This is a genomic window from Enterobacter sp. JBIWA003, assembly GCF_019968825.1.
GTDB classification, from domain to species: Bacteria; Pseudomonadota; Gammaproteobacteria; order Enterobacterales; family Enterobacteriaceae; genus Enterobacter; species Enterobacter quasiroggenkampii.
Window position 1 is genome coordinate 535473 of sequence record NZ_CP074170.1, and the last position, 23114, is coordinate 558586.

At 50.7% G+C, this 23114-nt stretch carries 26 protein-coding genes; 15 read left to right on the forward strand and 11 right to left on the reverse strand.

The annotated features are described in order from the left end of the window. Nucleotides 1-114: 114 nt before the first annotated feature. Nucleotides 115-390, reverse strand: a complete 276-nt coding sequence (yjfY, locus tag KGP25_RS02580; RefSeq protein WP_045907976.1) for a DUF1471 family protein YjfY — start codon at nucleotides 388-390, stop codon at nucleotides 115-117. A 338-nt stretch (nucleotides 391-728) separates the two neighbouring features. Here yjfY and rpsF point away from each other — a divergent pair, with 338 nt between their 5' ends. The 4 genes from rpsF to rplI are packed head-to-tail and all read left to right on the forward strand — an operon-like array spanning nucleotide 729 to nucleotide 2168. Then, nucleotides 729-1124 (forward strand): 30S ribosomal protein S6, encoded by a 396-nt coding sequence (rpsF, locus tag KGP25_RS02585; protein WP_014830397.1) that lies wholly within the window; start codon nucleotides 729-731, stop codon nucleotides 1122-1124. A gap of 6 nt (nucleotides 1125-1130) precedes the next feature. Next, nucleotides 1131-1445, forward strand: coding sequence for a primosomal replication protein N (priB, locus tag KGP25_RS02590; RefSeq protein WP_008502895.1), 315 nt, complete (start codon nucleotides 1131-1133; stop codon nucleotides 1443-1445). 4 nt (nucleotides 1446-1449) lie between these two features. Then, entirely contained in the window at nucleotides 1450-1677 is a 228-nt protein-coding gene (gene rpsR / locus KGP25_RS02595) for a 30S ribosomal protein S18 (RefSeq protein ID WP_000135199.1), read from the forward strand. Nucleotides 1678-1718: 41 nt separating this feature from the next. Then, nucleotides 1719-2168, forward strand: a complete 450-nt coding sequence (rplI, locus tag KGP25_RS02600) for a 50S ribosomal protein L9 (RefSeq protein WP_008502894.1) — start codon at nucleotides 1719-1721, stop codon at nucleotides 2166-2168. Between the two features lie 68 nt (nucleotides 2169-2236). Here rplI and KGP25_RS02605 read toward each other — a convergent pair whose 3' ends face one another. Continuing rightward, nucleotides 2237-2881: an OapA family protein gene (locus tag KGP25_RS02605; protein WP_045907977.1), complete on the reverse strand. Its 645-nt coding sequence runs from the start codon at nucleotides 2879-2881 to the stop codon at nucleotides 2237-2239. A 233-nt stretch (nucleotides 2882-3114) separates the two neighbouring features. On the opposite strand from KGP25_RS02605, the gene fklB reads away from it, so the two are divergent. Beyond that, nucleotides 3115-3735 carry an FKBP-type peptidyl-prolyl cis-trans isomerase gene (gene fklB, locus KGP25_RS02610; RefSeq protein WP_008502892.1) on the forward strand — a complete coding sequence of 207 codons (621 nt, stop codon included), beginning with the start codon at nucleotides 3115-3117 and terminating at the stop codon, nucleotides 3733-3735. Between the two features lie 312 nt (nucleotides 3736-4047). Beyond that, on the forward strand, nucleotides 4048-5457 hold the full coding sequence (gene cycA / locus KGP25_RS02615) for a D-serine/D-alanine/glycine transporter (RefSeq protein WP_008502891.1): 1410 nt from the start codon (nucleotides 4048-4050) through the stop codon (nucleotides 5455-5457). A gap of 86 nt (nucleotides 5458-5543) precedes the next feature. Here the strand turns inward: cycA and ytfE are convergent, their stop codons facing one another. Next, nucleotides 5544-6206, reverse strand: coding sequence for an iron-sulfur cluster repair protein YtfE (ytfE, locus tag KGP25_RS02620; protein ID WP_063622702.1), 663 nt, complete (start codon nucleotides 6204-6206; stop codon nucleotides 5544-5546). Nucleotides 6207-6449: 243 nt separating this feature from the next. On the opposite strand from ytfE, the gene KGP25_RS02625 reads away from it, so the two are divergent. Beyond that, nucleotides 6450-8099, forward strand: a complete 1650-nt coding sequence (locus KGP25_RS02625) for a methyl-accepting chemotaxis protein (protein ID WP_048027882.1) — start codon at nucleotides 6450-6452, stop codon at nucleotides 8097-8099. A gap of 37 nt (nucleotides 8100-8136) precedes the next feature. Here KGP25_RS02625 and KGP25_RS02630 read toward each other — a convergent pair whose 3' ends face one another. The 3 genes from KGP25_RS02630 to KGP25_RS02640 form a co-directional block, all read right to left on the reverse strand. Next, complete coding sequence (locus KGP25_RS02630; protein ID WP_048027884.1) at nucleotides 8137-9102, reverse strand: DMT family transporter; 966 nt, start codon at nucleotides 9100-9102, stop codon at nucleotides 8137-8139. Between the two features lie 75 nt (nucleotides 9103-9177). Then, nucleotides 9178-10002, reverse strand: a complete 825-nt coding sequence (locus KGP25_RS02635; RefSeq protein WP_223539912.1) for an AraC family transcriptional regulator — start codon at nucleotides 10000-10002, stop codon at nucleotides 9178-9180. 81 nt (nucleotides 10003-10083) lie between these two features. Beyond that, nucleotides 10084-10932 (reverse strand): SDR family oxidoreductase, encoded by an 849-nt coding sequence (locus tag KGP25_RS02640; protein WP_223539913.1) that lies wholly within the window; start codon nucleotides 10930-10932, stop codon nucleotides 10084-10086. 84 nt (nucleotides 10933-11016) lie between these two features. Between KGP25_RS02640 and KGP25_RS02645 the strand changes: the two genes are divergently transcribed. After that, on the forward strand, nucleotides 11017-11403 hold the full coding sequence (locus KGP25_RS02645) for a helix-turn-helix domain-containing protein (RefSeq protein ID WP_023331869.1): 387 nt from the start codon (nucleotides 11017-11019) through the stop codon (nucleotides 11401-11403). Between the two features lie 98 nt (nucleotides 11404-11501). On the opposite strand, the gene KGP25_RS02650 is transcribed toward KGP25_RS02645, so the two are convergent. Next, nucleotides 11502-13445, reverse strand: coding sequence for a bifunctional 2',3'-cyclic-nucleotide 2'-phosphodiesterase/3'-nucleotidase (locus KGP25_RS02650; RefSeq protein WP_223539914.1), 1944 nt, complete (start codon nucleotides 13443-13445; stop codon nucleotides 11502-11504). Between the two features lie 190 nt (nucleotides 13446-13635). Here KGP25_RS02650 and cysQ point away from each other — a divergent pair, with 190 nt between their 5' ends. Then, nucleotides 13636-14376 (forward strand): 3'(2'),5'-bisphosphate nucleotidase CysQ, encoded by a 741-nt coding sequence (cysQ, locus tag KGP25_RS02655; RefSeq protein ID WP_023617832.1) that lies wholly within the window; start codon nucleotides 13636-13638, stop codon nucleotides 14374-14376. Here the strand turns inward: cysQ and KGP25_RS02660 are convergent. Continuing rightward, nucleotides 14370-14927 (reverse strand): YtfJ family protein, encoded by a 558-nt coding sequence (locus KGP25_RS02660; RefSeq protein WP_023617831.1) that lies wholly within the window; start codon nucleotides 14925-14927, stop codon nucleotides 14370-14372. The two genes, cysQ and KGP25_RS02660, sit on opposite strands and share 7 nt — an antisense overlap. A gap of 324 nt (nucleotides 14928-15251) precedes the next feature. Here KGP25_RS02660 and KGP25_RS02665 point away from each other — a divergent pair, with 324 nt between their 5' ends. Then, entirely contained in the window at nucleotides 15252-15458 is a 207-nt protein-coding gene (locus KGP25_RS02665) for a DUF1107 domain-containing protein (protein WP_008501430.1), read from the forward strand. A 77-nt stretch (nucleotides 15459-15535) separates the two neighbouring features. Here the strand turns inward: KGP25_RS02665 and KGP25_RS02670 are convergent, their stop codons facing one another. After that, the gene (locus KGP25_RS02670; RefSeq protein WP_008501429.1) at nucleotides 15536-16873 is read right to left on the reverse strand and encodes a hemolysin family protein; all 1338 of its coding nucleotides are present in this window, start codon (nucleotides 16871-16873) and stop codon (nucleotides 15536-15538) included. Between the two features lie 219 nt (nucleotides 16874-17092). Here KGP25_RS02670 and KGP25_RS02675 point away from each other — a divergent pair, with 219 nt between their 5' ends. Next, the gene (locus KGP25_RS02675) at nucleotides 17093-18292 is read left to right on the forward strand and encodes a tyrosine-type recombinase/integrase (RefSeq protein ID WP_130939679.1); all 1200 of its coding nucleotides are present in this window, start codon (nucleotides 17093-17095) and stop codon (nucleotides 18290-18292) included. Nucleotides 18293-18417: 125 nt separating this feature from the next. Further along, nucleotides 18418-18576, forward strand: coding sequence for a hypothetical protein (locus KGP25_RS02680; RefSeq protein WP_223539915.1), 159 nt, complete (start codon nucleotides 18418-18420; stop codon nucleotides 18574-18576). 1275 nt (nucleotides 18577-19851) lie between these two features. Here KGP25_RS02680 and KGP25_RS02685 read toward each other — a convergent pair. Further along, complete coding sequence (locus KGP25_RS02685) at nucleotides 19852-20463, reverse strand: LexA family transcriptional regulator (RefSeq protein WP_223539916.1); 612 nt, start codon at nucleotides 20461-20463, stop codon at nucleotides 19852-19854. A gap of 99 nt (nucleotides 20464-20562) precedes the next feature. On the opposite strand from KGP25_RS02685, the gene KGP25_RS02690 reads away from it, so the two are divergent. The 3 genes from KGP25_RS02690 to KGP25_RS02700 all read left to right on the forward strand — a co-directional run bounded on the left by KGP25_RS02690 (nucleotide 20563) and on the right by KGP25_RS02700 (nucleotide 22305). Further along, nucleotides 20563-20826, forward strand: coding sequence for a helix-turn-helix transcriptional regulator (locus KGP25_RS02690; RefSeq protein ID WP_084833159.1), 264 nt, complete (start codon nucleotides 20563-20565; stop codon nucleotides 20824-20826). Between the two features lie 186 nt (nucleotides 20827-21012). Continuing rightward, nucleotides 21013-21873 carry a hypothetical protein gene (locus tag KGP25_RS02695; protein WP_223539917.1) on the forward strand — a complete coding sequence of 287 codons (861 nt, stop codon included), beginning with the start codon at nucleotides 21013-21015 and terminating at the stop codon, nucleotides 21871-21873. 15 nt (nucleotides 21874-21888) lie between these two features. Beyond that, complete coding sequence (locus tag KGP25_RS02700) at nucleotides 21889-22305, forward strand: lysozyme inhibitor LprI family protein (protein WP_029882383.1); 417 nt, start codon at nucleotides 21889-21891, stop codon at nucleotides 22303-22305. 220 nt (nucleotides 22306-22525) lie between these two features. Here KGP25_RS02700 and KGP25_RS02705 read toward each other — a convergent pair whose 3' ends face one another. Further along, nucleotides 22526-23092: a recombinase family protein gene (locus tag KGP25_RS02705; RefSeq protein WP_130939675.1), complete on the reverse strand. Its 567-nt coding sequence runs from the start codon at nucleotides 23090-23092 to the stop codon at nucleotides 22526-22528. Nucleotides 23093-23114 lie beyond the last annotated feature (22 nt).

A 23114-nucleotide genomic window follows, 5' to 3' on the forward strand; every position in this document is an offset into this window, starting at 1 on the left:
GTTGTAACCGGTGGTATTCCGGAGCCATTCACAAAAAAAAGCCCCCGGGCAGGGGGCAACGTCAACTATGGCTATGTTCTCGTTGTTGGCTTTCCTGGTGCTAGCGTTAACGCGTTATCGGTAAATATCTGCACTGGCGTGCATATTGCCGTTGCTGCCGGGCTCACGGATTAACATCACGTGGTAATAGGTTGCGCCCTGTGCATCGGTTTCTTGATTAAGTGCCTGATCTGCTTCACTTTCCGTGGCGAAATTATGATTGATGTAAATGACGCCCAAGCTTTGCACATCATCCATGTTTCTGGCCTGTCGGCTGTCTATCTTGATGGCTGCCATCGCGTTTGCACTGAGCAAAAGCGCTGCCATTAGGGCTAATGCGATTTGTTTCATGATATGCGCTCCACGACTGCGTGCTCTGAGAGGGGGACTCCTTCTTCTGTTCAGGTGATCTCTGATTAAAGTGTAATCATTCCTCCGGCGGGGAAGCGTGACCATTTCTGATGCAGTTGTTCAAAAAAACACCGCTTCCGGGTGTGAGTAATTTTAAATCACCCACTTAGACCCGCTTCGCGCTTTGTGCGAATTATTTGTGCAATCAGCTTGAGTTTCCGGGGGCGCGCAAGTATTATGACGCGTCAATTTTTCAGCCGACCTTTAACACGTTCCTTGCCTCCCCGGGCCTCGGCTGACCCAGACAGGAGGCTGAATAATCCGTAAGGAGCAATTCGATGCGTCATTACGAAATCGTTTTTATGGTCCATCCTGACCAGAGCGAACAGGTTCCGGGTATGATCGAGCGCTACACTGGTGCAATCACTGCAGCAGCGGGCACGATCCACCGTCTGGAAGACTGGGGCCGCCGTCAGCTGGCTTATCCGATCAACAAACTGCACAAAGCTCACTACGTTCTGCTGAACGTTGAAGCGCCGCAGGAAGTGATCGATGAGCTGGAAACTAACTTCCGCTTCAACGATGCCGTTATCCGCAGCATGGTTATGCGTACTAAACACGCAGTTACCGAAGCATCTCCGATGGTTAAAGCGAAAGACGAGCGCCGTGAGCGTCGCGATGATTTCGCAAACGAAACCGCAGATGATTCTGATGCTGGGGATTCTGAAGAGTAATTTCTGATGACCAACCGTCTGGCGTTGTCCGGCATCGTATGCAGGGCTCCCCTTCGAAAGGTCAGTCCATCAGGAATTCCGCATTGCCAGTTCGTGCTTGAGCATCGTTCTGTGCAAGAGGAAGCCGGGTTTCACCGGCAGGCGTGGTGCCAAATGCCCGTTATTATTAGCGGACACGAAAACCAGGCCATTACTCACAGTTTAACGGTCGGTAGTGCAGTAATCGTTCAGGGGTTCATCTCTTGCCACAAGGCAAAGAACGGTCTGAGCAAAATGGTTCTGCATGCCGAGCAGATTGATTTGATAGATTCTGGAGACTAGCCATATGGCACGTTATTTCCGTCGTCGCAAGTTCTGCCGTTTCACCGCGGAAGGCGTTCAAGAGATCGACTATAAAGATATCGCAACGCTGAAAAACTACATCACCGAAAGCGGTAAGATTGTCCCAAGCCGTATCACCGGTACTCGTGCAAAATATCAGCGTCAGCTGGCTCGCGCTATCAAACGCGCTCGCTACCTGTCCCTGCTGCCGTACACTGATCGTCATCAGTAATCGGGCACGGTCCATTAATACGACTTTAAGAGGATAAGGTAATGCAAGTTATTCTGCTTGATAAAGTAGCAAACCTGGGCAGCCTGGGTGATCAGGTAAACGTTAAAGCGGGCTACGCTCGTAACTTCCTGGTTCCACAGGGTAAAGCTGTTCCAGCTACCAAGAAAAACGTAGAGTTTTTCGAAGCACGTCGCGCTGAACTGGAAGCCAAACTGGCTGACGTTCTGGCGGCTGCTAATGCTCGCGCTGAAGCAATCAACGCACTGGGCACCGTTACCATCGCGTCCAAAGCTGGCGACGAAGGTAAACTGTTCGGTTCCATCGGTACCCGCGATATCGCTGATGCAGTTTCTGCAGCAGGCGTTAAAGTGGCTAAGAGCGAAGTTCGTCTGCCGAACGGCGTTCTGCGTACCACTGGTGAGCACGAAGTTGACTTCCAGGTTCACAGCGAAGTGTTCGCTAAACTGGTTGTTAACGTTGTAGCTGAGTAATTTTTTACTCTGCTCACGTTGAAACGCCGGCCTTGTGCCGGCGTTTTGCTTTTTACAGATCCCAGTCCTTAACGTGCCCTGATAAAACTGCCGTCTGGCTGTCGGGTAAACAGCACCTGTTGTCCATTTCCGGTATCAATCGTTAAACCTGTCACCACCCCACTGGCATTCTGGCGTATTTGCACCATCTGGCCATTCTGCAGGTTACTGAGCGGCTTACCCGCACCTTCCACTTTCGCCATGGCATACACGTCTGTCGGCGGCAGGTTGTGGTCACGGAACAGCTGCGCCAGCGTTTTACCCGGCTCTACGCGATAGGAACGCCACTGTTGCTCAATGCCGGTGGGCTGTTGCGCCTGAGGCTGAGACGGGGCGGCGGCTTGTTCCTGCGGCTGTTCGTCCTGAATGGGCTCTGGCTCAACCGGCGCGACCTGACCCGGGTCGTTAGACGGGGTGACGAGCTGCGTCTGCATCGGCTGTGCGTCAGGCTGCGGTCGGGTTTGCGACTGAATATCCAGCTGAGCATTGCGGGTGACGGGGGCGGTATCAACATCATCGCCACCGGAAGGAAGCAGGAAGCCCACAATCACCATCAGCGCACCAATGATGATCCCTCTGCGATGCAGAGGCGGCAGCGGGTCCATGATGCGAAAATTGTCCGGCGCCTGCCAGATTTTCGCCAGGGTAGGTTTCAGTTCAAATCGCCCGGGCATGGCACTCCTCCTGCTCCGCGTATTTTTTATCCTGTGCCCCGAAGTATAGTTTGCTAACTGCCTGAACGGCGTAGTAAACCCGACATCCGTGACATCAGTTCGGGATTAATCCTGGTTCTCTCTATTGTTTCTGTTTCGTCGCGGTTTGTCACCTTAACTTCAGACAAAGTTTTACCCATAAGGGCATGGCTGATATGCTGCCCGCTACTTTAAATGTGATGGAAGGAAAACCCATGACCACCCCGACTTTTGACACTATCGAAGCGCAGGCAAGTTACGGTATCGGCTTGCAGGTAGGACAGCAGCTGAGCGAATCCGGCCTGGAAGGTCTGTTACCCGAAGCGCTGGTGGCGGGTATCGCTGACGCGCTGGAAGGTAAACAGCCTGCCGTTCCGGTTGACGTTGTGCACCGTGCGCTGCGTGAAATCCACGAACGTGCTGACGCCGTGCGTCGCGCACGTTTTGAAGAGATGGCCGCCGAAGGTGTGAAATATCTGGAAGAGAACCGTGAGCGTGAAGGCGTGAACAGCACCGAGTCTGGTCTGCAGTTCCGCGTGATCAATCAGGGTGATGGCGCGATCCCGGCGCGTACCGACCACGTTCGCGTACACTATACCGGTAAGCTGATCGACGGTACCGTCTTCGACAGCTCCGTGGCGCGCGGCGAACCGGCTGAGTTCCCGGTGAATGGCGTTATCGCAGGTTGGATCGAAGCGCTGACCCTGATGCCAGTTGGTTCTAAATGGGAACTGACTATTCCGCACAACCTGGCCTACGGCGAGCGCGGCGCTGGCGCGTCCATCCCGCCATTCAGTACCCTGGTCTTTGAAGTCGAGCTGCTGGAAATTCTGTAATCGACTTTTCTTATCTCCTCTCCCCGGCTGGGGAGGGGAAAATAGCGTGAAAACCTATAGTTAAGCCGGAATCAATATTTTATCTTGCAAACGAAACTGTTGCGTGTATTTTTGTGAGCTGTTTCGCGCTGTATGAGTGATATGACACTCACTTTCAACATATTATTAACATAATATCTAAATCATAGTATTCATCCCGCCGATTCTTACCTAATATCGATTAGCCCTTACAAGGGAACGTCATTTTTTTGACGTATTTAAAGGCCAGAAGAGCCTTAACAACACAGACAGGCATAAACAGGAAAATATCACATGGTAGATCAGGTCAAAGTCGTCGCCGACGAAGAGGCGTCGTCTGAACAGTCGCTACGGCGCAATCTCACAAACCGTCATATTCAGCTCATTGCCATCGGGGGTGCCATCGGTACCGGGTTGTTTATGGGGTCAGGCAAAACCATCAGTCTCGCCGGACCGTCAATCATATTCGTCTATATGATTATCGGTTTTATGCTGTTCTTCGTGATGCGTGCAATGGGTGAACTGCTGCTCTCGAACCTTGAATACAAATCCTTCAGCGACTTCGCTTCAGACCTGCTCGGACCATGGGCGGGCTATTTTACCGGCTGGACCTACTGGTTCTGCTGGGTCGTGACCGGTATGGCGGATGTCGTGGCGATTACCGCCTACGCGCAGTTCTGGTTCCCGGGGCTGTCGGACTGGGTGGCCTCGCTGGCGGTCATCGTTCTGCTGCTGAGCCTTAACCTCGCCACCGTTAAAATGTTCGGTGAGATGGAGTTCTGGTTCGCAATGATCAAAATTGTGGCCATTGTCGGGCTCATCGTGGTGGGCCTGGTAATGGTGCTCACCCACTTCCAGTCACCAACCGGCGTTCAGGCGTCGTTTACCCATCTGTGGAATGACGGCGGCTGGTTCCCGAAAGGCATCAGCGGCTTCTTTGCCGGCTTCCAGATTGCGGTGTTCGCGTTTGTAGGGATTGAGCTGGTCGGAACGACCGCTGCGGAAACCAAAGATCCGGAGAAGTCCCTGCCGCGCGCCATCAACTCCATCCCGGTGCGCATCATCATGTTCTACGTCTTCGCGCTGATTATCATTATGTCCGTGACGCCGTGGAGCTCGGTGGTGCCAAGCAAGAGCCCGTTCGTTGAGCTGTTCGTGCTGGTAGGTCTGCCTGCGGCAGCGAGCCTGATTAACTTCGTGGTGCTGACCTCTGCGGCTTCTTCCGCAAACAGCGGCGTGTTCTCAACCAGCCGTATGCTGTTTGGTCTGGCGCAGGAAGGCGTGGCGCCGAGCGCGTTCGCCAAGCTCTCTAAGCGTGCCGTACCGGCAAAAGGGCTGACCTTCTCCTGCATGTGTCTGCTGGGTGGTGTGGTGATGCTCTACGTGAACCCAAGCGTGATTGGCGCATTCACCATGATCACCACGGTCTCTGCGATCCTGTTTATGTTCGTCTGGACCATCATCCTCTGCTCCTATCTGGTGTACCGCAAACAGCGCCCACACCTGCATGAAAAATCGATCTACAAGATGCCGCTGGGCAAGCTGATGTGCTGGGTGTGCATGGCGTTCTTCGTCTTCGTGCTGGTTCTGCTGACGCTGGAAGATGATACCCGTCAGGCGCTGATCGTCACGCCGCTGTGGTTTATCGCGCTGGGGCTGGGCTGGATGTTTATCGGTAAGAAACGTATGGCTGGCATGCGTTAAGCATGTTGCCGGGTGGCGCTGACGCTTACCCGGCCTACGTTCGAGGACGTTGCAGGCCCGGTAAGCGCTAGCGCCACCGGGCTTTTTTATTCCCCCGCCAATGCCCGCGGGAACAGAACGTTATTCTCCAGACTGATGTGCTCCATCAGGTCGTCGATCGTTTCGTTAATGCCGTTGTACATCGCTTTCCACGTTGTGCACGCTTCTGGCGGCGGCGTGACGTTGTGGGTGGTATGTTTGATCACCTCCAGCAGTTCGCCCGCGTCATCATGCTCGCTTTCCATCACGCTGATGGGCCCCATCGCCTGGCTTCCCATTCCCTGTTTAATCATCGGGAAGAGGATCTGCTCTTCTTTCATCATATGGCTGGAAAGCTCTTCGTGCAGCAGGGTCAGGTATTTCGCCAGACCGCGCGGTACGGACGGTTTGTCGGCATGGACGCGCTCGACTTTGGTCGCCTGCAGGATCAGCTCCGGCAGCTGTTCACGGTGACGGTCATGGTAACGCACGATGATATGGTCGATGATTTCCGCGAGCGGAGCGGTTCGCCAGTCTTTGTCGATGGGCTGTGCGGCCAGCTGCGTCAGCTCGGCTTCAATCACCTCAACGTCCAGCTCTTTGCGTAACGCCGCACGCGCCAGGGTTTGCTTACCGCCGCAGCAGTAGTCCATATCGTATTTACGGAACAGCGCAGAAGCGCGAGGAATGGAGAGCGCCAGCTCGCCGAGGGGTTGGTCGCGAAAGGCCATAGCAGTTACCTCATTCTCAATAATATAAGATGCATGTTAAATGCATCTTTACGGTGGCGCTATAACCCTTTAGAGGGACGGGTAAAAATGAGAAGCAGATCACAAAAAATATCCGATTTAACTCTCTGAATGAGCTCAGGAAAGTGGTTTCGAAACTTTTTAAAGGTGGAGAAACAGTAAACAACCCGCTGTGCCTGCCGATATATCCACGTCAGACAAACCTGCATATAACAAAGGCAACGCATGTTTAAACGTATAAAAGTCATTACCCTTCTGATTTCGGTGCTGCTTGTGCTCGGCATCATGCAAGTGATTTCCGCCGGTATCTTTATCAACGCCCTGAACAACGATAAAGACAACTTCACCGTGGCGCAGCTCTCCAGCAAGAACGTGGCGGAGTTTACCGATGCGTGGATCAGTCTGAACCAGGCGCGCGTCACCCTGAACCGCGGGATGCTGCGCCTGCAAAGCAGCATGGCCTCGCAAATTAACGGCGGTCAGTTGAATGAGCTGGTGACCACGGCGAAAAATCTGCTGACTGAAGCGCAGGTTCATTACGATAAATACTATGCCTTGCCGAATACGCCAGGCCTGGATGAGAGCCTGACTAACCAACTCGAAGAGCAGTACCGCATTTACTCTGCAACGCTAACGCAAATGAACGTTCTGCTGAGCCAGGGCAATCTGGAAGATATGTTCAAGCAGAATGCCGAACAAAAACAGAACGCGATGCAGACGGTGTATCGTGAATGGCGTGAAGCGCAGGCTGCGCTCACGGATAAAGGCATTCAGGATAACGAAAGTGATTACAAGCGCATCCTGTGGATCCTCTCTGCGGTCATGTTGCTGGTGATTGTGGTGATTATCTCCAGCTGGATTGCGATGCGCCGCGTGCTGCTGCTGCCGCTGGAAGAGGTGATTAACCATATTCGCGCCATTGCGGCAGGCGATCTCACCCAGCCGATTCAGGCCGACGGTAAAAATGAAATGGCTATCCTGGCGCGCAACGTGCAGGAGATGCAAACTTCGCTGGCGAACACCGTGGGCGTAGTGCGTGAAGGCGCAGATACCATTTACACCGGTGCAGGCGAAATATCTGCAGGCAGTAACGATCTCTCTTCCCGCACCGAGCAGCAGGCCGCGTCTCTGGAAGAGACGGCAGCCAGCATGGAGCAGCTGACGGCAACCGTGAAGCAGAACGCCGATAACGCGCGTCAGGCGTCCCGTCTGGCGCTGGATGCCTCCTCAACGGCGAAGAAGGGCGGTAACGTGGTGGAAGGCGTCGTACGTACGATGGATGAGATCGCCACCAGTTCCAGCAAGATCGCGCAAATTACTAACGTGATCGACGGCATTGCTTTCCAGACGAATATTCTGGCGCTCAACGCGGCGGTGGAAGCGGCCCGTGCAGGCGAGCAGGGCCGTGGTTTTGCGGTGGTGGCAGGGGAAGTGCGTACCCTTGCCCAGCGCAGTGCTCAGGCGGCGAAAGAGATCAAAGCGCTGATCGACGACTCCGGCGAACGCGTGAATGCGGGTTCGCAGCTGGTTAACGAAGCCGGGGCCACGATGGCCGAGATCGTCAATGCGGTTACCCGCGTCACCGACATCATGGGCGAAATAGCCTCGGCCTCTGACGAGCAGAGCCGTGGTATCGACCAGGTGGGCCAGGCGGTAGCCGAGATGGACCGCGTGACCCAGCAGAACGCCTCGCTGGTGGAGGAGTCTGCGGCCGCAGCGGCAGCGCTGGAAGATCAGGCTGCACGTCTGAACGAAGCGGTGGCGGTGTTCAAAATCACCCGCAACCAGGCGGTTAAAGCGGCGCCGGTGAAAACCTATGTGCCAAAAGCGCAGCCCGTAGCGACGGCACCTGAAGCGAACTGGGAAACGTTTTAATATCACGCCGGGTGGCGCTGACGTCACCCGGCAAAAATCACATCTCCGACGCCGGAACAACCCTCGGTTTTTCCGGCTTCGCTCTCACCGCCATCACCACGCCCACGACCAACAGCACGATCCCGCAGGCCGTGAACAACGGCGGCACGCTCTGGCGCATCAGGAAGGTATACAGCAGTCCGGCCAGGGTTTCGAAGACAATCAGCGGCCCTAAGATCACCGTCGGCAGCTTCTGGCTGGCAATATTCCAGCACAGCGCGCCCACCCATGAACACAGCACCGCAATCGCCACCATCAGGCCGATAAACACCCACGGTCTTGGCCCGAAGGGCTGGGCGAAGTCCGGCTGCTGATGGCCCAGCCAGAGGCATGCGCCGAGATACCCCACGACGGATACGGGCAACGTGACCAGCGCCTGCGCCGTCGCCCACATCATTGGGTGCTTGTCCGGATTCTCTCGCAGCCAGCGCGCGTTGCGCAGGGCATACCAGGCCCAGCACGCCACGGAAATGAACGCCAGCAGAATGCCAGAGCCGTATCGCCACAGGTCAACATCCCCCTGCCCATGACGCAGCTCGGCAATATTGACGCATATCAGCCCCAGAGCAGTGCAGACCAGCGCCGGGGCCATTTTTGACCACGCCAGTTTGCCATCGCGGTGGCTGTAAAGCAGGTTAGCAAAGACGGGGATGACGACCGGCAGCGTGCCGATAATCATGGTCGATACCGGCGCACCGGTACGCTGAATGGCGCTCGCGAGGCAAACGTAATAGATAAGATTGCCCATCATGGTCAGCGCCAGCGCGGTGCCCCAGTCCTGACGGCTGAGTTGACGCAAGCGCGCGCGCCCCAGCCACGCCAGGGGCAGGGCAATCAGCCCCAGCGCCAGATAACGTCCGGTCGACTGCAATATCGCCGGGTACTCCGGCACGATCAGCGGGCCGACAAAAATCAGCCCCCACATCATCCCGGCCAGCAGGGCATACAACACTCCACTAATCATTTTTCCATCCACAGGTATTTACTTTGTTCTCAGTGTAGGAGGGGCAAATGCGCGCGTATTGTATGAGGTTGCGCATTAGCGCCGGGTGACCTGCTTCTGGTAGCGCACGGGGGTAATGCCATAGCGGTGGGTAAACGCGCGGGTCAGATGCGACTGATCGGTCAGTCCGGTTGCGGCGGCGACCTCTGCGGCGGGCATGCCGTGGGTGAGGAACGCTTTGGCGCGCCAGAGACGAATCGCCATCAGCATCTGATGCGGCGTCACGTGAAAATGGGCTTTGAACTGGCGCTGGAAATGATACGGGCTAAGTGAAACGACGCCAGCCAGCTCGTCCAGCGTCAGAGCGCGCATATAGTTGTCGTGCAGGTACTCGCGTACCCGTTCGAAGCGGTGCGCGCCTTCCTGAACCCGTGGCGCGTGGTGGGCAAGCGGCTGGAAGGTCTCAATCAGATCCAGCAGTAATCCTTTTTGCGCAAGCGGATCGTCCGTGTGCCACAAGCCGTAAATAAGCCTGCCGATTTGCTGTGAGCGCAACGGGTCATGACGGGTCACGTCGCTGAACCACCAGTGCCGCAGACCGGTCACCTCTTCCAGCAGATCGGGTTCGATATAGACCATCCGGTAGCGCCAGCCGCCCTCGGTGGCGGATTCGCCGGTATGGATCTCGTCCGGGTTCATGGTAACGACGGATTTTTCCGCCGCGAGATGCTGGCTACCGCGATAGCGAAAGCGTTCGGCACCGGTTTCAATCGTGCCGATCCCGAAGGCTTCATGGGTGTGAGGCTCAAAGGCGTAGTCAGAAATATGGGCATGATAAAGCTCCAGGCCCGGCAGTTGCGCCAGATGGCGAAAGCGCGCGCTGTCTCTTTCATCATTAAACTGTTCCGGTACGCCTTGCACGGTAAGCCTCCTCGTGGGTCATCTTTTCATTATCAAAGATGACCAGAGGGGATGCCACAAAAAATAACCATCCCGTAACAATTACAGGATGTCTTTAATGCTCTGCGCCAGCGGCGTGGTGGCGCGTCCGATCAGTTTGCTCAGCGTATGGCTGTCGTCAAAGAGCCCGCCTTTGGAGGCCCCGACATCGGAGTCCGCCAGCATATCGGCCAGACCGGCAGGCAAGCCGACGCTCTTCAGCGCGGCGGCAAAATCCGCTTCACTGAGATTCTGGTAGGTGACCGGCTTCCCGCTCTGTTTGCTGAGTTCAGCCGCCAGTTCGCTCAGCGTCCAGCCGTGGTCGCCCGCCAGTTCATACACCTTGCCCGCGTGGCCCTCTTCAGCGATCACTTTGGCTGCCGCCGCGGCATAGTCTGCGCGGGTGGCTGAGGCAATTTTGCCTTCGCCTGCCGCACCAATAAACACGCCGTGTTCCAGCGCAGGTGGCGCGCTCGCCAGATAGTTTTCGGTATACCAGCCGTTGCGCAGCAGGGCATAAGGAATGCCGGACGCCGCCAGCGCTTTTTCAGTGGCAACGTGTTCCACGTGAAGACCGAGCGGTGATTTGTCCGCGTGCAGCAGGCTGGTGTAGGCGATAAATTTCACACCAGCCGTTTTGGCGGCGTTAATGACGTTCTGGTGCTGGGTCGCGCGCTGGCCGACTTCGCTGGACGAGATCAGCAGCAGCTTATCCACGCCGCTCAGCGCGGCGGCGAAGGCGGCTTCATCCGTGTAGTCCGCCTGACGAACCACAATTCCCTGCTGGCTTAAGGCTTGCGCTTTCGCCGGGTTACGTACGATAGCTACAATCTGGTTAGCCGGTACGGTTTTCAACAGCTGTTCGATAACGAGATGGCCAAGCTGGCCGGTGGCGCCGGTAATCGCGATCATGATGAATCTCCTTCGTGTTTGTCTGGTGTTGTGGCACACTAGCACCATAGCTAACTTTTAGTAAGTACGTACAAAAAGGTAAGTATGAAAACAACGATACCGACGCTCAGCGAACAAATGCGCGATGGCAATCTTTTCGCGGAACAGTGCCCTTCACGAGAGGTGCTCAAACACGTGACCAGCCGCTGGGGGGTACTGATTCTGCTGGCGTTGCGCCAGGGGACGCATCGCTTTAGCGATCTGCGCCGTAAAATGGGCGGGGTGAGCGAAAAGATGCTGTCCCAGTCGCTTCAGGCGCTGGAACAGGACGGGTTTGTCGATCGCGTATCGTATCCGGTCGTGCCGCCGCACGTAGAGTATAGCCTGACGCCGATGGGTATCGAGGTCAGCGAAAAAGTCGCCGCGCTGGCGGACTGGATTGAGGTAAATACGCCGAAGGTGATGGCGAACAGGGACGATCGCGCGGCGTAAAAGCCGGGTATGTGCGGCCTGATGCCCTCACCCTGGCCCTCTCCCACAGGGAGAGGGAACAAACACCAAAAACGGCAACGTGCGTTGCCGTTTTGCTTTTACTTGCTCAAATCTACCTGATAAATCGCGAACCCAATATCATCCGTCGCGACCTGTTTCATCGGATACTGCGCCTTCTCCTTGATAAACGCGGCTGCCTTGTCGGACGGTGACGTTTCAAAACGGATATCCAGCGGCGTATCGCTGTGGATCGGCGCCAGACGCCAGTTGTTATCCACTGCCGGATGAATTTCGCCGGCCTTTTTCGACTCCGCGCTGATCCACGCCGCCAGCACCGAGCGGTTCTCGTCCGGCGAGGCAAAGGCGATGTGGCTATCTCCCGTACCGGCAAACTTGCCGCCGTAGGCGCGGTAGTTATTGGTCACCACCAGGAAGGTGGCATTCGGGTCGATCGCCTTGCCGTTGAAGGTCAGGTTTTTAATGCGCTCCGCCTGCGGGTTGATCGCCTGACATTCACCGTCATATTTCGCCGGCTGGGTGACGTCAATCTGGTAGTTCACGCCGTCGATCACGTCGAAGTTGTAGGTGCGGAAGCCGTCCCAGTTAATCAGCGACTGCGGCTTGCTGCTGCGCGGGTCAATCTGGTTAAACTGTCCGGCAGAACACTCCAGCCACTCCTTTACCTCTTTCCCTGTGGCTTTAACCACTACCAGCGTATTCGGATAGAGATAGAGATCGGCGGCATTACGGAAGGTGAGCTGGCCCTTTTCGACCTCAACATAGCTTGCCGGGTCATTCTTACGTCCGCCCACTTTGAATGGCGCAGCGGCGGACAGGACCGGCAGCTTCGCCAGATCCGGATCGCCCTGCACAAAGTGTTCGGCATAGGCTTTCTGCGCCATGTTGACGACCTGGACGGTCGGATCGTCCTGCACCAGCGCCAGGAAGCTGTACATGTTGTCGGCGGATTTACCGATCGGCTTGCTGACGAATTCGCGCGTGGCGTCGTGATCGTGCTTCAGCACGTCGACCAGTTTTTTATCTTCCGCCGCCAGTGATTTTTTTGCTGCCGCGTCGTAGATCGGACGCGCTTCGGCTTTTGACTGCGTCACCTTCCAGCGGTCGCCGTCGTTATTCAGCACCAGATCCACCAAGCCAAGATGGTCACCCCACATGCCCGGCATCACCGACGGCACGCCGTTGAGCGTGCCTTTCCCGATATCCGCCCCTTTGATGCTGGCGAAGTCTTTGCCCGGGAAGACCGCGTGGGCGTGGCCGAACAGGATCGCATCGACGCCCGGAACCTCACTCAGGTAGTAAACGGAGTTTTCTGCCATGGCCTGGTACGGGTCGGCGGAGAGACCCGAGTGGGCGACAACGACCACCAGATCGGCGCCTTTCTCACGCATTTCCGGCACGTATTTGCGCGCGGTTTCGGTGATGTCGTTAACGGTCACCTTACCGTCGAGGTTGGCCTTATCCCACGTCATGATCTGCGGCGGGACAAAACCAATATAGCCGATGTTCAGCGTCTGCTTTTTCCCGTCCCGATCGACAACCTCGGTCTCTTTAATCAGGTAAGGGGTAAAGAGCGGTTTTTGGGTCTTAACGTCGATGATATTGGCGTTAACGTACGGGAATTTTGCACCTGCCAGGGCATCGTGCAGGTATGTCAGACCGTAGTTGAATTCATGGTTGCCAAGGTTACCCACGGTATAGTCCAGGGTGTTCATCGCTTTATAAACAGGATGGACCTCGCCTTTTTTCAGCCCCTTAGTCGCCATGTAATCCCCGAGCGGACTGCCCTGAATGAGATCGCCGTTATCGACCAGCACGCTATTTTTCACTTCGCCACGTGCGGCATTGATCAAACTTGCCGTGCGTACCAGTCCGAATTTTTCCGTCGGGGTATCTTTGTAGTAATCGAAGTCCATCATGTTGCTGTGCAGATCGGTCGTTTCCAGAATACGCAGATCTACCGTCGCCGCCTGAACGCTCGCTGCAATCAGCGTCGCCAGAAGCGTTGCACTAAACTTAATCATCAGAGGAGTCCTTTTTTCGATGCAGACCACAAAAGAGTATGTATCTATAGCTTGTTGCTTACAGAAATGTGAATCCTGACAGAAAAATGTAACCTGAAACCGGAATTGCTTCACAGATAGCGGAATTGTTCACATTACGATATAACTAAAACAAAGAGTTAACCTCACTGCGTTAACAAAGAGGTGGAAAATGCTAGATAAAATTTGTCAGCTCGCACGGGATGCGGGAGATGCCATCATGCAGGTGTATGACGGTATTAAACCTATGGAGGTCGTCAGCAAAGCGGACGACTCTCCGGTCACGGCGGCAGATATCGCGGCGCATAAGGTGATCCTGAAAGGGTTACAGGCCTTAACGCCGGACATCCCCGTCCTGTCAGAAGAAGCGCCGCAAAGCTGGGACGAACGCCAGCACTGGCAGCGATACTGGCTGGTGGACCCCCTGGACGGGACAAAAGAGTTCATCAAGCGCAACGGTGAATTCACCGTCAATATCGCCCTGATTGAGAAGGGTAAAGCGGTGCTGGGTGTGGTCTACGCGCCGGTCATGAAGGTGATGTACAGTGCTGCAGAAGGGAAGGCGTGGAAAGAAGAGTGCGGCGTGCGCAAGCAGATCCAGGTGCGCGATGCGCGTCCGCCGCTGGTGGTGATTAGCCGCTCGCACAGCGACAGCGAGCTGCAGGAGTACCTGCAGCAGCTGGGTGAACACCAGACCACCTCGATTGGCTCATCGCTGAAATTCTGCCTGGTGGCGGAAGGACAGGCTCAGCTCTATCCCCGCTTTGGACCGACGAACGTCTGGGATACCGCCGCGGGGCATGCGGTTGCTGCGGCCGCCGGGGCGCATGTTCATGACTGGCAGGGCAAGCCGCTGGACTACACCCCGCGCGAATCCTTCCTCAACCCCGGCTTCCGCGTCTCTATTTATTGAGCCAGCAGCTTATGCAGCAGGTCGACCACCTGCTGCACCTCTTCCTGGGTCAGCGCCCCGTCTTTTACCCACTGTACGCGACCTTCTTTATCCAGCACGATAATCGCGGAGCTCTCTTCCTCCAGCTGCCAGGCCTTACGGGTGACGCCGTTGCTGTCGACGATAAACTGCGACCACGGGTAGAGCTTTTTATTGCTCTCAAGGCTTGAGCGCACAAACATCCCGGAACCCGGAATGGCGTCATCGGTATTCACGATCGTGGTGGTCTGGTAGCGGTCGTGAGGGAATTTTGCGGCCTTGATCGCTTCCACCAGGCTGGCATTTTTCTCTTTTGCAGATGTACGACCGGCAATATGTTGTACAACTCTCACTTTGCCCGCGAGCTGCGCGCTATTCCAGGCTTTGTAGCTAAACTTATCATTGTCGAGAATCAATTCTCCCCGGTCAGCAATGCCGACTGGCGGTACACGTTGTCCTTTTTCAATGTTGTGAGCACTCGCCCACAGGGGCAGCAGCAGGCAGGCTGCTGCAAGGATATTACGTAGGGTCATGGCGTTTCCTTATTGTTTGCAGGTGATCCGACCACTTGGTCATACGCTTTTAATGATAAGTGCGATCAATGTGGTTTTCCCGCAATCCCGATGCCAGTTTGCGGGTGAACGCACATATCCATGAAAAAACGACGGCTTATACTGCGCTCAGTCACGCTTTGCAAAGATTATTCTGAATAATTGTAATCAAACGGTAAATAAACTTATGCACACTGGGTAACACCGTAGTTCTGGTCTATAGTCATTGGGCATTAAAATTTGCGCTCAGGACAGTCGGGCCGATTGTGGCACCGCAAGAGCGTATGATTCGCAGGAGATACAAGAATGAAAATTTTCCAACGCTACAACCCGCTTCAGGTGGCGAAGTACGTGAAGATCCTGTTCCGTGGACGGTTGTACATCAAGGATGTTGGCGCTTTTGAGTTTGATAAGGGCAAAATCCTTGTCCCAAAAGTGAAGGACAAACAGCACCTGTCTGTGATGTCCGAAGTCAACCGTCAGGTTATGCGTCTGCAAACTGAGATGGCTTAACCAACGTGCTATGCAGTAGTAGTAGATAAAAAGACGGCTCCCGATGGGAGCCGTTGATGTTTGTGGGGGCAGGAACGTTACGCCGACACCTTCTCTTCCGCATCCGGCAGCTTCGGCACCAGTACGGTCGGTTTGTTGTCGATACGCGTCACCAGCAGCTGGTCGATGCGGTAGTTATCAATATCCACCACCTCAAACTTGTAGCCGGAGAACTTCACCGAGTCGGTGCGTTTCGGGATTTTACGCAGCATAAACATCATAAAGCCGCCGATGGTCTCGTAGTTTCCGGACTGCGGGAACTCGTCGATATCCAGCACGCGCATCACGTCTTCAATCGGCGTGCCGCCATCAATCAGCCATGAATTATCGTCACGCTGAACAATCTGCTCTTCCAGCCCCTGGCCTACCAGGTCGCCCATCAGCGTGGTCATGACGTCGTTGAGGGTAATAATACCCACCACCAGCGCGTATTCGTTCATGATCACCGCGAAGTCTTCCCCGGCGGTTTTGAAACTTTCCAGCGCTTCTGAGAGCGTCAGGGTGTCCGGCACAATCAGGGTATTGCGGATCTGCACGCCGCTGTTCAGCGCCAGGCTCTGGTTCGCCAGCACGCGGTTCAGCAGGTCTTTGGAGTCGACGTAACCGATGATGTGGTCGATATCTTCATTACAGACCAGGAACTTAGAGTGTGGATGCTGCGCCACTTTGTTCTTCAGGCTCTGCTCATCTTCATGTAAATCGAACCAGATAATGCTTTCACGGCCCGTCATGGAAGAGGGCACGGTACGGGATTCCAGTTCGAATACGTTCTCAATCAGCTCATGTTCCTGCTTGCGCAGCACCCCGGCCAGCGCGCCGGCTTCCACGACCGCATAAATATCGTCAGAGGTGATGTCGTCTTTACGCACCATCGGTAGCTTAAAGATGCGGAAAATGACGTTTGCCAGGCCGTTGAAGAACCACACCAGCGGGCGGAACACGAACAGGCAGAAGCGCATCGGGTTGATGATACGCAAAGCCACAGCTTCTGGCGCAATCATACCGATGCGTTTCGGGGTCAGGTCGGCGAAGAGGATGAACAGCCCGGTCACCAGCGAGAAGGAGAGGATAAAGCTCAGCTGTTCGGCCAGTTCGGCGGACATGTACTGCGCAAAGAGGCTATAAAACGCCGGGGAAAACGCCGCATCGCCCACGATACCACCCAGGATGGCCACCGCGTTCAGACCAATTTGCACCACGGTAAAGAACGTACCGGGGTTTTCCTGCATTTTGAGAATGCGTGAGGCGTTGATGTTGCCTTCGTCGGCAAGCAGCTTCAGTTTGATTTTACGGGACGCGGCCAGCGAGATCTCGGATATCGAGAAAAATGCACTGACGGCAATCAGACAAAGTATTACTAAAATACTGTTTAACATAGTTTATCCGGCTTCTCGCCAGATCCTCAGAAGGGGAGTTGATACCATTTGTGTGGAAACACATTGAACATCCGCTCGTAGCGTTGAGCCGATTATTTCAGCGGGTAGTATAGCGTAAAGAGATGTAAATCTGCCAGAGGTCACATTTTGACGCTTAAGTACCGAGAAGTGTTGTGCTTAGGAATTGATGGGAACCATTCTCATTTAAAGAGGGTTTTCATGCAATCTTTACCAGATCTTTATCCAATCTTTATACAGCAAAATGTGCGTTTTTTAGACAGGACAGCTTCCTCTGAACGCTCTTTTATGTGGCAGCGTCGATTAGCTGGGAAACTTCTTCGAGTTAGCCTACGCACTCAGGACAGAAATGTGGCTCAGTATCGTGCCGTAAAGCTCACTGAAGCCTTTATAAGGCTCTCTCAGCTAATGGGAAATACAAATCCACTATTGATTCGTGAAACGCTTCTAAAGGCCAGAGATAAGCAAATAGAGGATGAATTTTTATCCGCTGTATCTGCATGTCATGTCTCGCCGCATCCAGTAATACAAGAAAAGAGCATTTCCCCTTTATTGTCATCAGTACTTAATGAGTGGCTTGAGGAGATGAGTTCTGATTGGGCGAAAAGTACCAAAGTGCTTAATGAGAGAACGGTGAATGGTTTCCTGGAATGGTGTGGGGATATCCCAGTTGCTTCAGTTACGAAAAAGACGGTGAGTACTTATAAAAAGTTTCTTGATAAGTCGGGTAAGTCACCTCGATCCAGACAAGATGCCATTATTAAGGTTTCTGCGATGTTCAATTTTGCTATGAAGCAACGTGATTACATCGTGAAGAATCCTTTTTTGGGGATGAACTATAAGAATGTTGAAAATGTGAGTATTAAAACGGGTGTTTCATTAAGGGAGCATCAAAAAATAATTTCTTCTGAGCATGTTGGCAATACCAGATCCTTATGGTGGTTACTAAACCTACTTTTTTACACAGGAGTACGTATCGGTGAGGCGATCCAAATCTCTTCAAATGATTATATTGAGAAAGAAGACCAAGGAATACTCATCAAATGTATCAGCATTAATGATGCGGGTACTAAAACCGTTAAGAATAACGAGTCAATTCGCGATATACCTTTAAGTGATAGTCTTCTAAAGGCTGGTATATGGGAAGAGAAACCAATATATCATTGGGTTAATAATTCATCTGCAAGTAATGCCGTAAGCAAGGCTTTCAAAAAAGCAGGCATGAAACATACAGCACATGACTATAGATATGGTTTGTCAGACCGATTGAGAGATCTTCAAGAAGTACCAGACCATATAAGATTCTCGATACTTGGACATGCTCATCGAACAATGACGGATAGAACATACAGGAGTAAACAACCACTTCTGCAAATGAAACAAGTGATTGATCGTATCTGAATTAAAAGCAAGCACATGGATGTGTTATCGGGAGGTACATTACTTTAAATCATTCGTGAAATTCTTTCCCTTTATATCCTATACTAAAAGGGGTAATGAATTTATAAAAATGTGAGGTTTAAATTATGAGAATGAAAGAATATTATTATGATAAGGCACTATCTTATTATAAGTTATTAGAAGAAGAGTATGAATGTATTATAAAGAATGAGGAAAGAGTCTTTTCTAAAGACAGCAATAAGAAGTTGTTAATAAAATCAAATATAAGCAATGCTAAAAAATAATCCACATTCATTTTTATTTTATGAGTTTTTATATGTGCTGAATATTTTTGTCACTGTTTATTTTTATTCTTTGGTTATAATGTTGAAATTTACATCATATTTTCAATGGGTAACCGATTCCTTAGTTTTTATCTTTTACAATAGAAACAGGTGCGTTGCTATTATTCCATAATCTAAAGGCGGGTTACTTAGCAACACTTAGTAATACAACCCATTAAATATAAATGTACTAAAAAACACATATTTCTTTCCCTATAAATATCGGTAGATATTTATAGGGAGAGAAGAAAAAAATGAAATGAATTTAAATAATGTCCTATACTATATGTATAGTTAAAAATCCTGTTGGTGTACCCGTTAGTCGTGGGTTAATGATAAGAGCGTCATTATCCTTGGTATAATAAATTAAAACCTGATCCTATCGACAAGTAGATGGCAGATGAGTTGTTCAACAGAACGCAGTGCAAATGAAACCCGTGCAAATTTCCCGAGCGTAAATTCCAGACAAAAAAGACGAAAACGCAGGAGTCACGGCAATGTGGCACTATAAAGGAATCGGATAATACCCCGTAGATTCCCTTGATAGACATATAAGGCCAATCCTTACCAAATGGTATAAGGGAGTCTATTACTTCTAATAGATTCTGTGGCGAATTTATACAATATAGATCCGTCCAGAATTTGAGAAGTACTTAGACGCTTATAGGAGTTATTCATACAGCTTTTATAAGAAGAGTAGTGATGAACTACGACCGTTGCAGAGAATGGCGATAGGAAGAAACAGGGCAACCCGCTTCCGCTTGAGTACAATATAGTTGTATTCAAAATTCGCTGTATGAAATGTTGATAAGTATCAGCGTCAAGAAATACAAACTAATTGTATATCTTGAATTTCTTCCTCCCTCAGTGGGGGATCGAAATGTATCAAAGAAATCCCGTCAAGGAGTAATGCTGTTAAAGCTAATCAGTACATCAATAAATGTCCTATCAAAAAAATAATATCCAATGAATTGATATTCGAGTTGAAGCGAACGCCGTGAGATTCAATCGAATGAAATTCCTGGCTCGCTTGTAAAGCGGGACAGTCAAAAAATGCATTAAATGGAAGTATTAATTCAGTTAGATATCGTTAGGATTGAAGCGGATGATCTCTGCTTATAGCGACTTCTTGCTATGTTCTCCTGATTAATTGGGTTATGTACTATAGCGAGAACTTCCACCTTTCCCTACCTTGGGTAGGTTTGTTAACGGTGATTGGTGGAAGTACTAATTGTGCTAATTAACTTTGTTAATAATCATCACTACAGCACCAATGACATTGATACTTTTCATATCTTCAAAAGCGACTGCGATTGACGGATAATTGTCATTATCACTCAGTAAGCGTACTCCCTCCATGAGCACCTGTACTCTCTTAAACAAATAATTCCCGCTCTGTTTTAATACAACAAGTTTGTTATCGGTTAAATCTGTATCGTTAGTATCAATGAGTAGCACTGCACCCGTAAGAAAAGTAGGAGTCATTACATCGGTATTGACCCTGATGGCACGCAGAGAGTGTAAACCCTTCACCTCAACCAGTTGAGCATCAAGTTTCAACATTTCATCGGCATGATCAATAAAAGGTACACATATGACATCTGAATCAGTGACGCCCATGCTCGATTGTTGGCCTGTAGCCAGCCACTCAATAGAGACATTGCCTGCTTTTGCCAAGAGTACCAAGTTATCCAGTGTAGGGCTTGATGAACCGTGCATGTAGTTGTGAACAGTACTATAGCCAATACCCGCACGTTTTGAGAACTCTCTACCCGTTGTTCCAAGTTCTGCTATGACGTGCTTTAAGCGTTCACTGAACTCTTTAGTACTCTGCTTTTTATTGTTCATTCTATCGCCATTCAACTTAAGGAATTGTATTCCTGATTCGATTTGACTTGTTCATTTTATTGATCAATCATGTTCATGATTAAGTAATGAGTGATCATAATGAAGAATCATAAACAAGAAGGATCTCAAAAAAAGGAATCAAATGCCAGTACTCGAAACTGGCATCGGGCCGATGTACTTGCAGCTATACGCAAGAAAGGTAGTTCGTTGGCTAAGTTGTCCCGAGACAACGGCTTACATGAACGAACGCTATACAACGCCCTTGAGAGGCATTGGCCAAAAGGTGAGCAGATCATTGCCGATTATATTGGGGTCACCCGAGAAGAAATCTGGCCCGAACGTTACAGCAATAGTGAGGAATAAATTGTGGCATACGCAACATATACAGTGGTTTGTCCGCATTGTGGAAGTACTACGACAGTTAACACGGGAATAAAAAGCAGTGGTACAGGTGTAGGTTCGTGCGGAGCATGTAGAAAACTTATCAGAGTAGAAGTTGACTCTCTCGGTAATATAAAACGAGTATTAAAATAACAAGGGAAAATAAAAATGAAGAAAATACAGTTTTTTGTTTATATGGGATTCGGTTTAATCATGGCGTCCATGGTTTATAGTTATTTTAGTACATTCAATGAACCAGGGATGTCATTTGCTACAGTATTACTTGCATTAGTTACTTTAGCATTTTGGAGTATGGTTATGATCATCTCATTTTGGTGGTCAATTATAGCCATTCCATCTATACAAGAAAACCACCCCGCATTAACGCAAAAATTTCCAAAGTTTTTTAATAACTTTCTTCTACCTATCATCATTGTCATTTTATTATTGATAGCTGGGCAAGCTAATGTATATATGATGAACCTACAAGGAAAGAATCTTGGTTTTATGATCGAAGATCAATTCTCTGAAGCGAAGAGTGCCGGGATCTTTAACAGAGAAAAGTGGATTGAGGTTAAAGCTAAGCAAGATGAGTTAATAAAATTAGCCGATAAAGAAGCCACCGCTGCAACATTAGAAAAAAATAACAAAGACTACATCGAAAGTAAGATTAATAGTCTCGACAAGAGTAGTGGTAAGTACTTAGTAGCTGAAAATATCTACAAGCAACATGGTGTTTGGGTCGATGATTACATTGCTGTTCAAAAGAAGGCATGCTCACGTGAATTCAATCGACTGTTGGCTGCTAATGCAGCGTCTGAGCAAGCCATTGAGTACTGCAATGAAACCTCTGATTCTTTAACACGGTCGGGTGTTTCGCCATTTGCAGGGGGGAGGAGTCCTACAACCGATCCTGACATCCAGAGAACCAGCAATGATATTAGATTTGCCCGTTCTCAATTAGAAAATTGTGGTATAGCTCATCTTAACGAGATAGAACATCGTGTTACAGTACAAACTGATAATTGAAATGGATTCAGGATTATGTATTTCAAAGCGGTTGTTATAAGTTTAAGTTTGCTATTGTGTTTATCGGCCTCTGCTGATGAACTTAAGCAAAATATTGATAGCACATTACAAAAATGCAAGATGGATGCTGTTAGTACTATTGACTCACAGAATTGCTATATTAAAGCTACTACAGCGTGGGATACTGAGCTTGGGAATCAATATAAACTGCTAATGAAAGATCAGCCTGAAAATGTGCGTGCTGCCCTAAGAGATTCACAAAGGCAATGGATAAAATACAGAGATTCGTATAATAAAGGAATTGAGGCCTTTTATCAAAAAGAAGAGGGTACTATCTGGAGTTTGATTGCGGCTGAAAGCAAAATGAATATCATCCGCGATAAAACATTAGATCTTTATCGACTCAGGAATAGTACAAATCTTGGTGGCTGATGTTAAAAGGTAGCGTAGGCTACCTTTTTTATTGCCATCGATGAGTCAGGGCTGGTGGAAAACCGCTATTAATAATTCTTGAAGTACTTTCATCACTCCATTCACACAGCAAAATGCCGAACATAAAGTAATCTTCTGTTCCAGTATTAAAATACTTATGCATTAAGTCATGCAAAGTACGTTCTGTTTTTGTGAAGGCATTCATTTTTTCATTTCTCATTCATGCCACTACACTGTTCATTTCTTTCTTTATTCGGCTGATGGTATTGGTACTTACACAGAATTCAGCAGCTACAGAGCGAACACTTCCGCCAGATGTCAATGCCGCAATGATTTCAGTACGCGGGATGCTTCTGCCATTTCCCCGCCCGGAAATACGCCCAGCAGCTTTAGCCGCTTCATACCCTTCACGCTGACGAAGTAGCATTTGCTCACGTTCCATTTGAGCGATTCCCCCAAGTAACGTTAAAACAAGATTACCTGTTGGGGAGTTGTCCCCTGTTTTAATTCCTTCTTTATGAAACTGGATCGCGACACCTCGTTTAGTCAATGCATCTACGGTTGATAGAAGATCTGCTGTATTACGGGCAAGGCGGCTGATGTCATGCACATGTAAAGTATCCCCCTCGCGTAAGTACTCCATCATCGCTAAGAATGCTTCACGATTGGTATCTTTCGCACTTACTTTCTCAGTGAATGTTTTGTCAAAGGTGATCCCAGTATCTGCTAATTGTCGATCACTGTTTTGTTGCAAGCTGGATACGCGAATATAAGCGACGTGTGCCATGTCAAAATCTCTTGGTGTATCG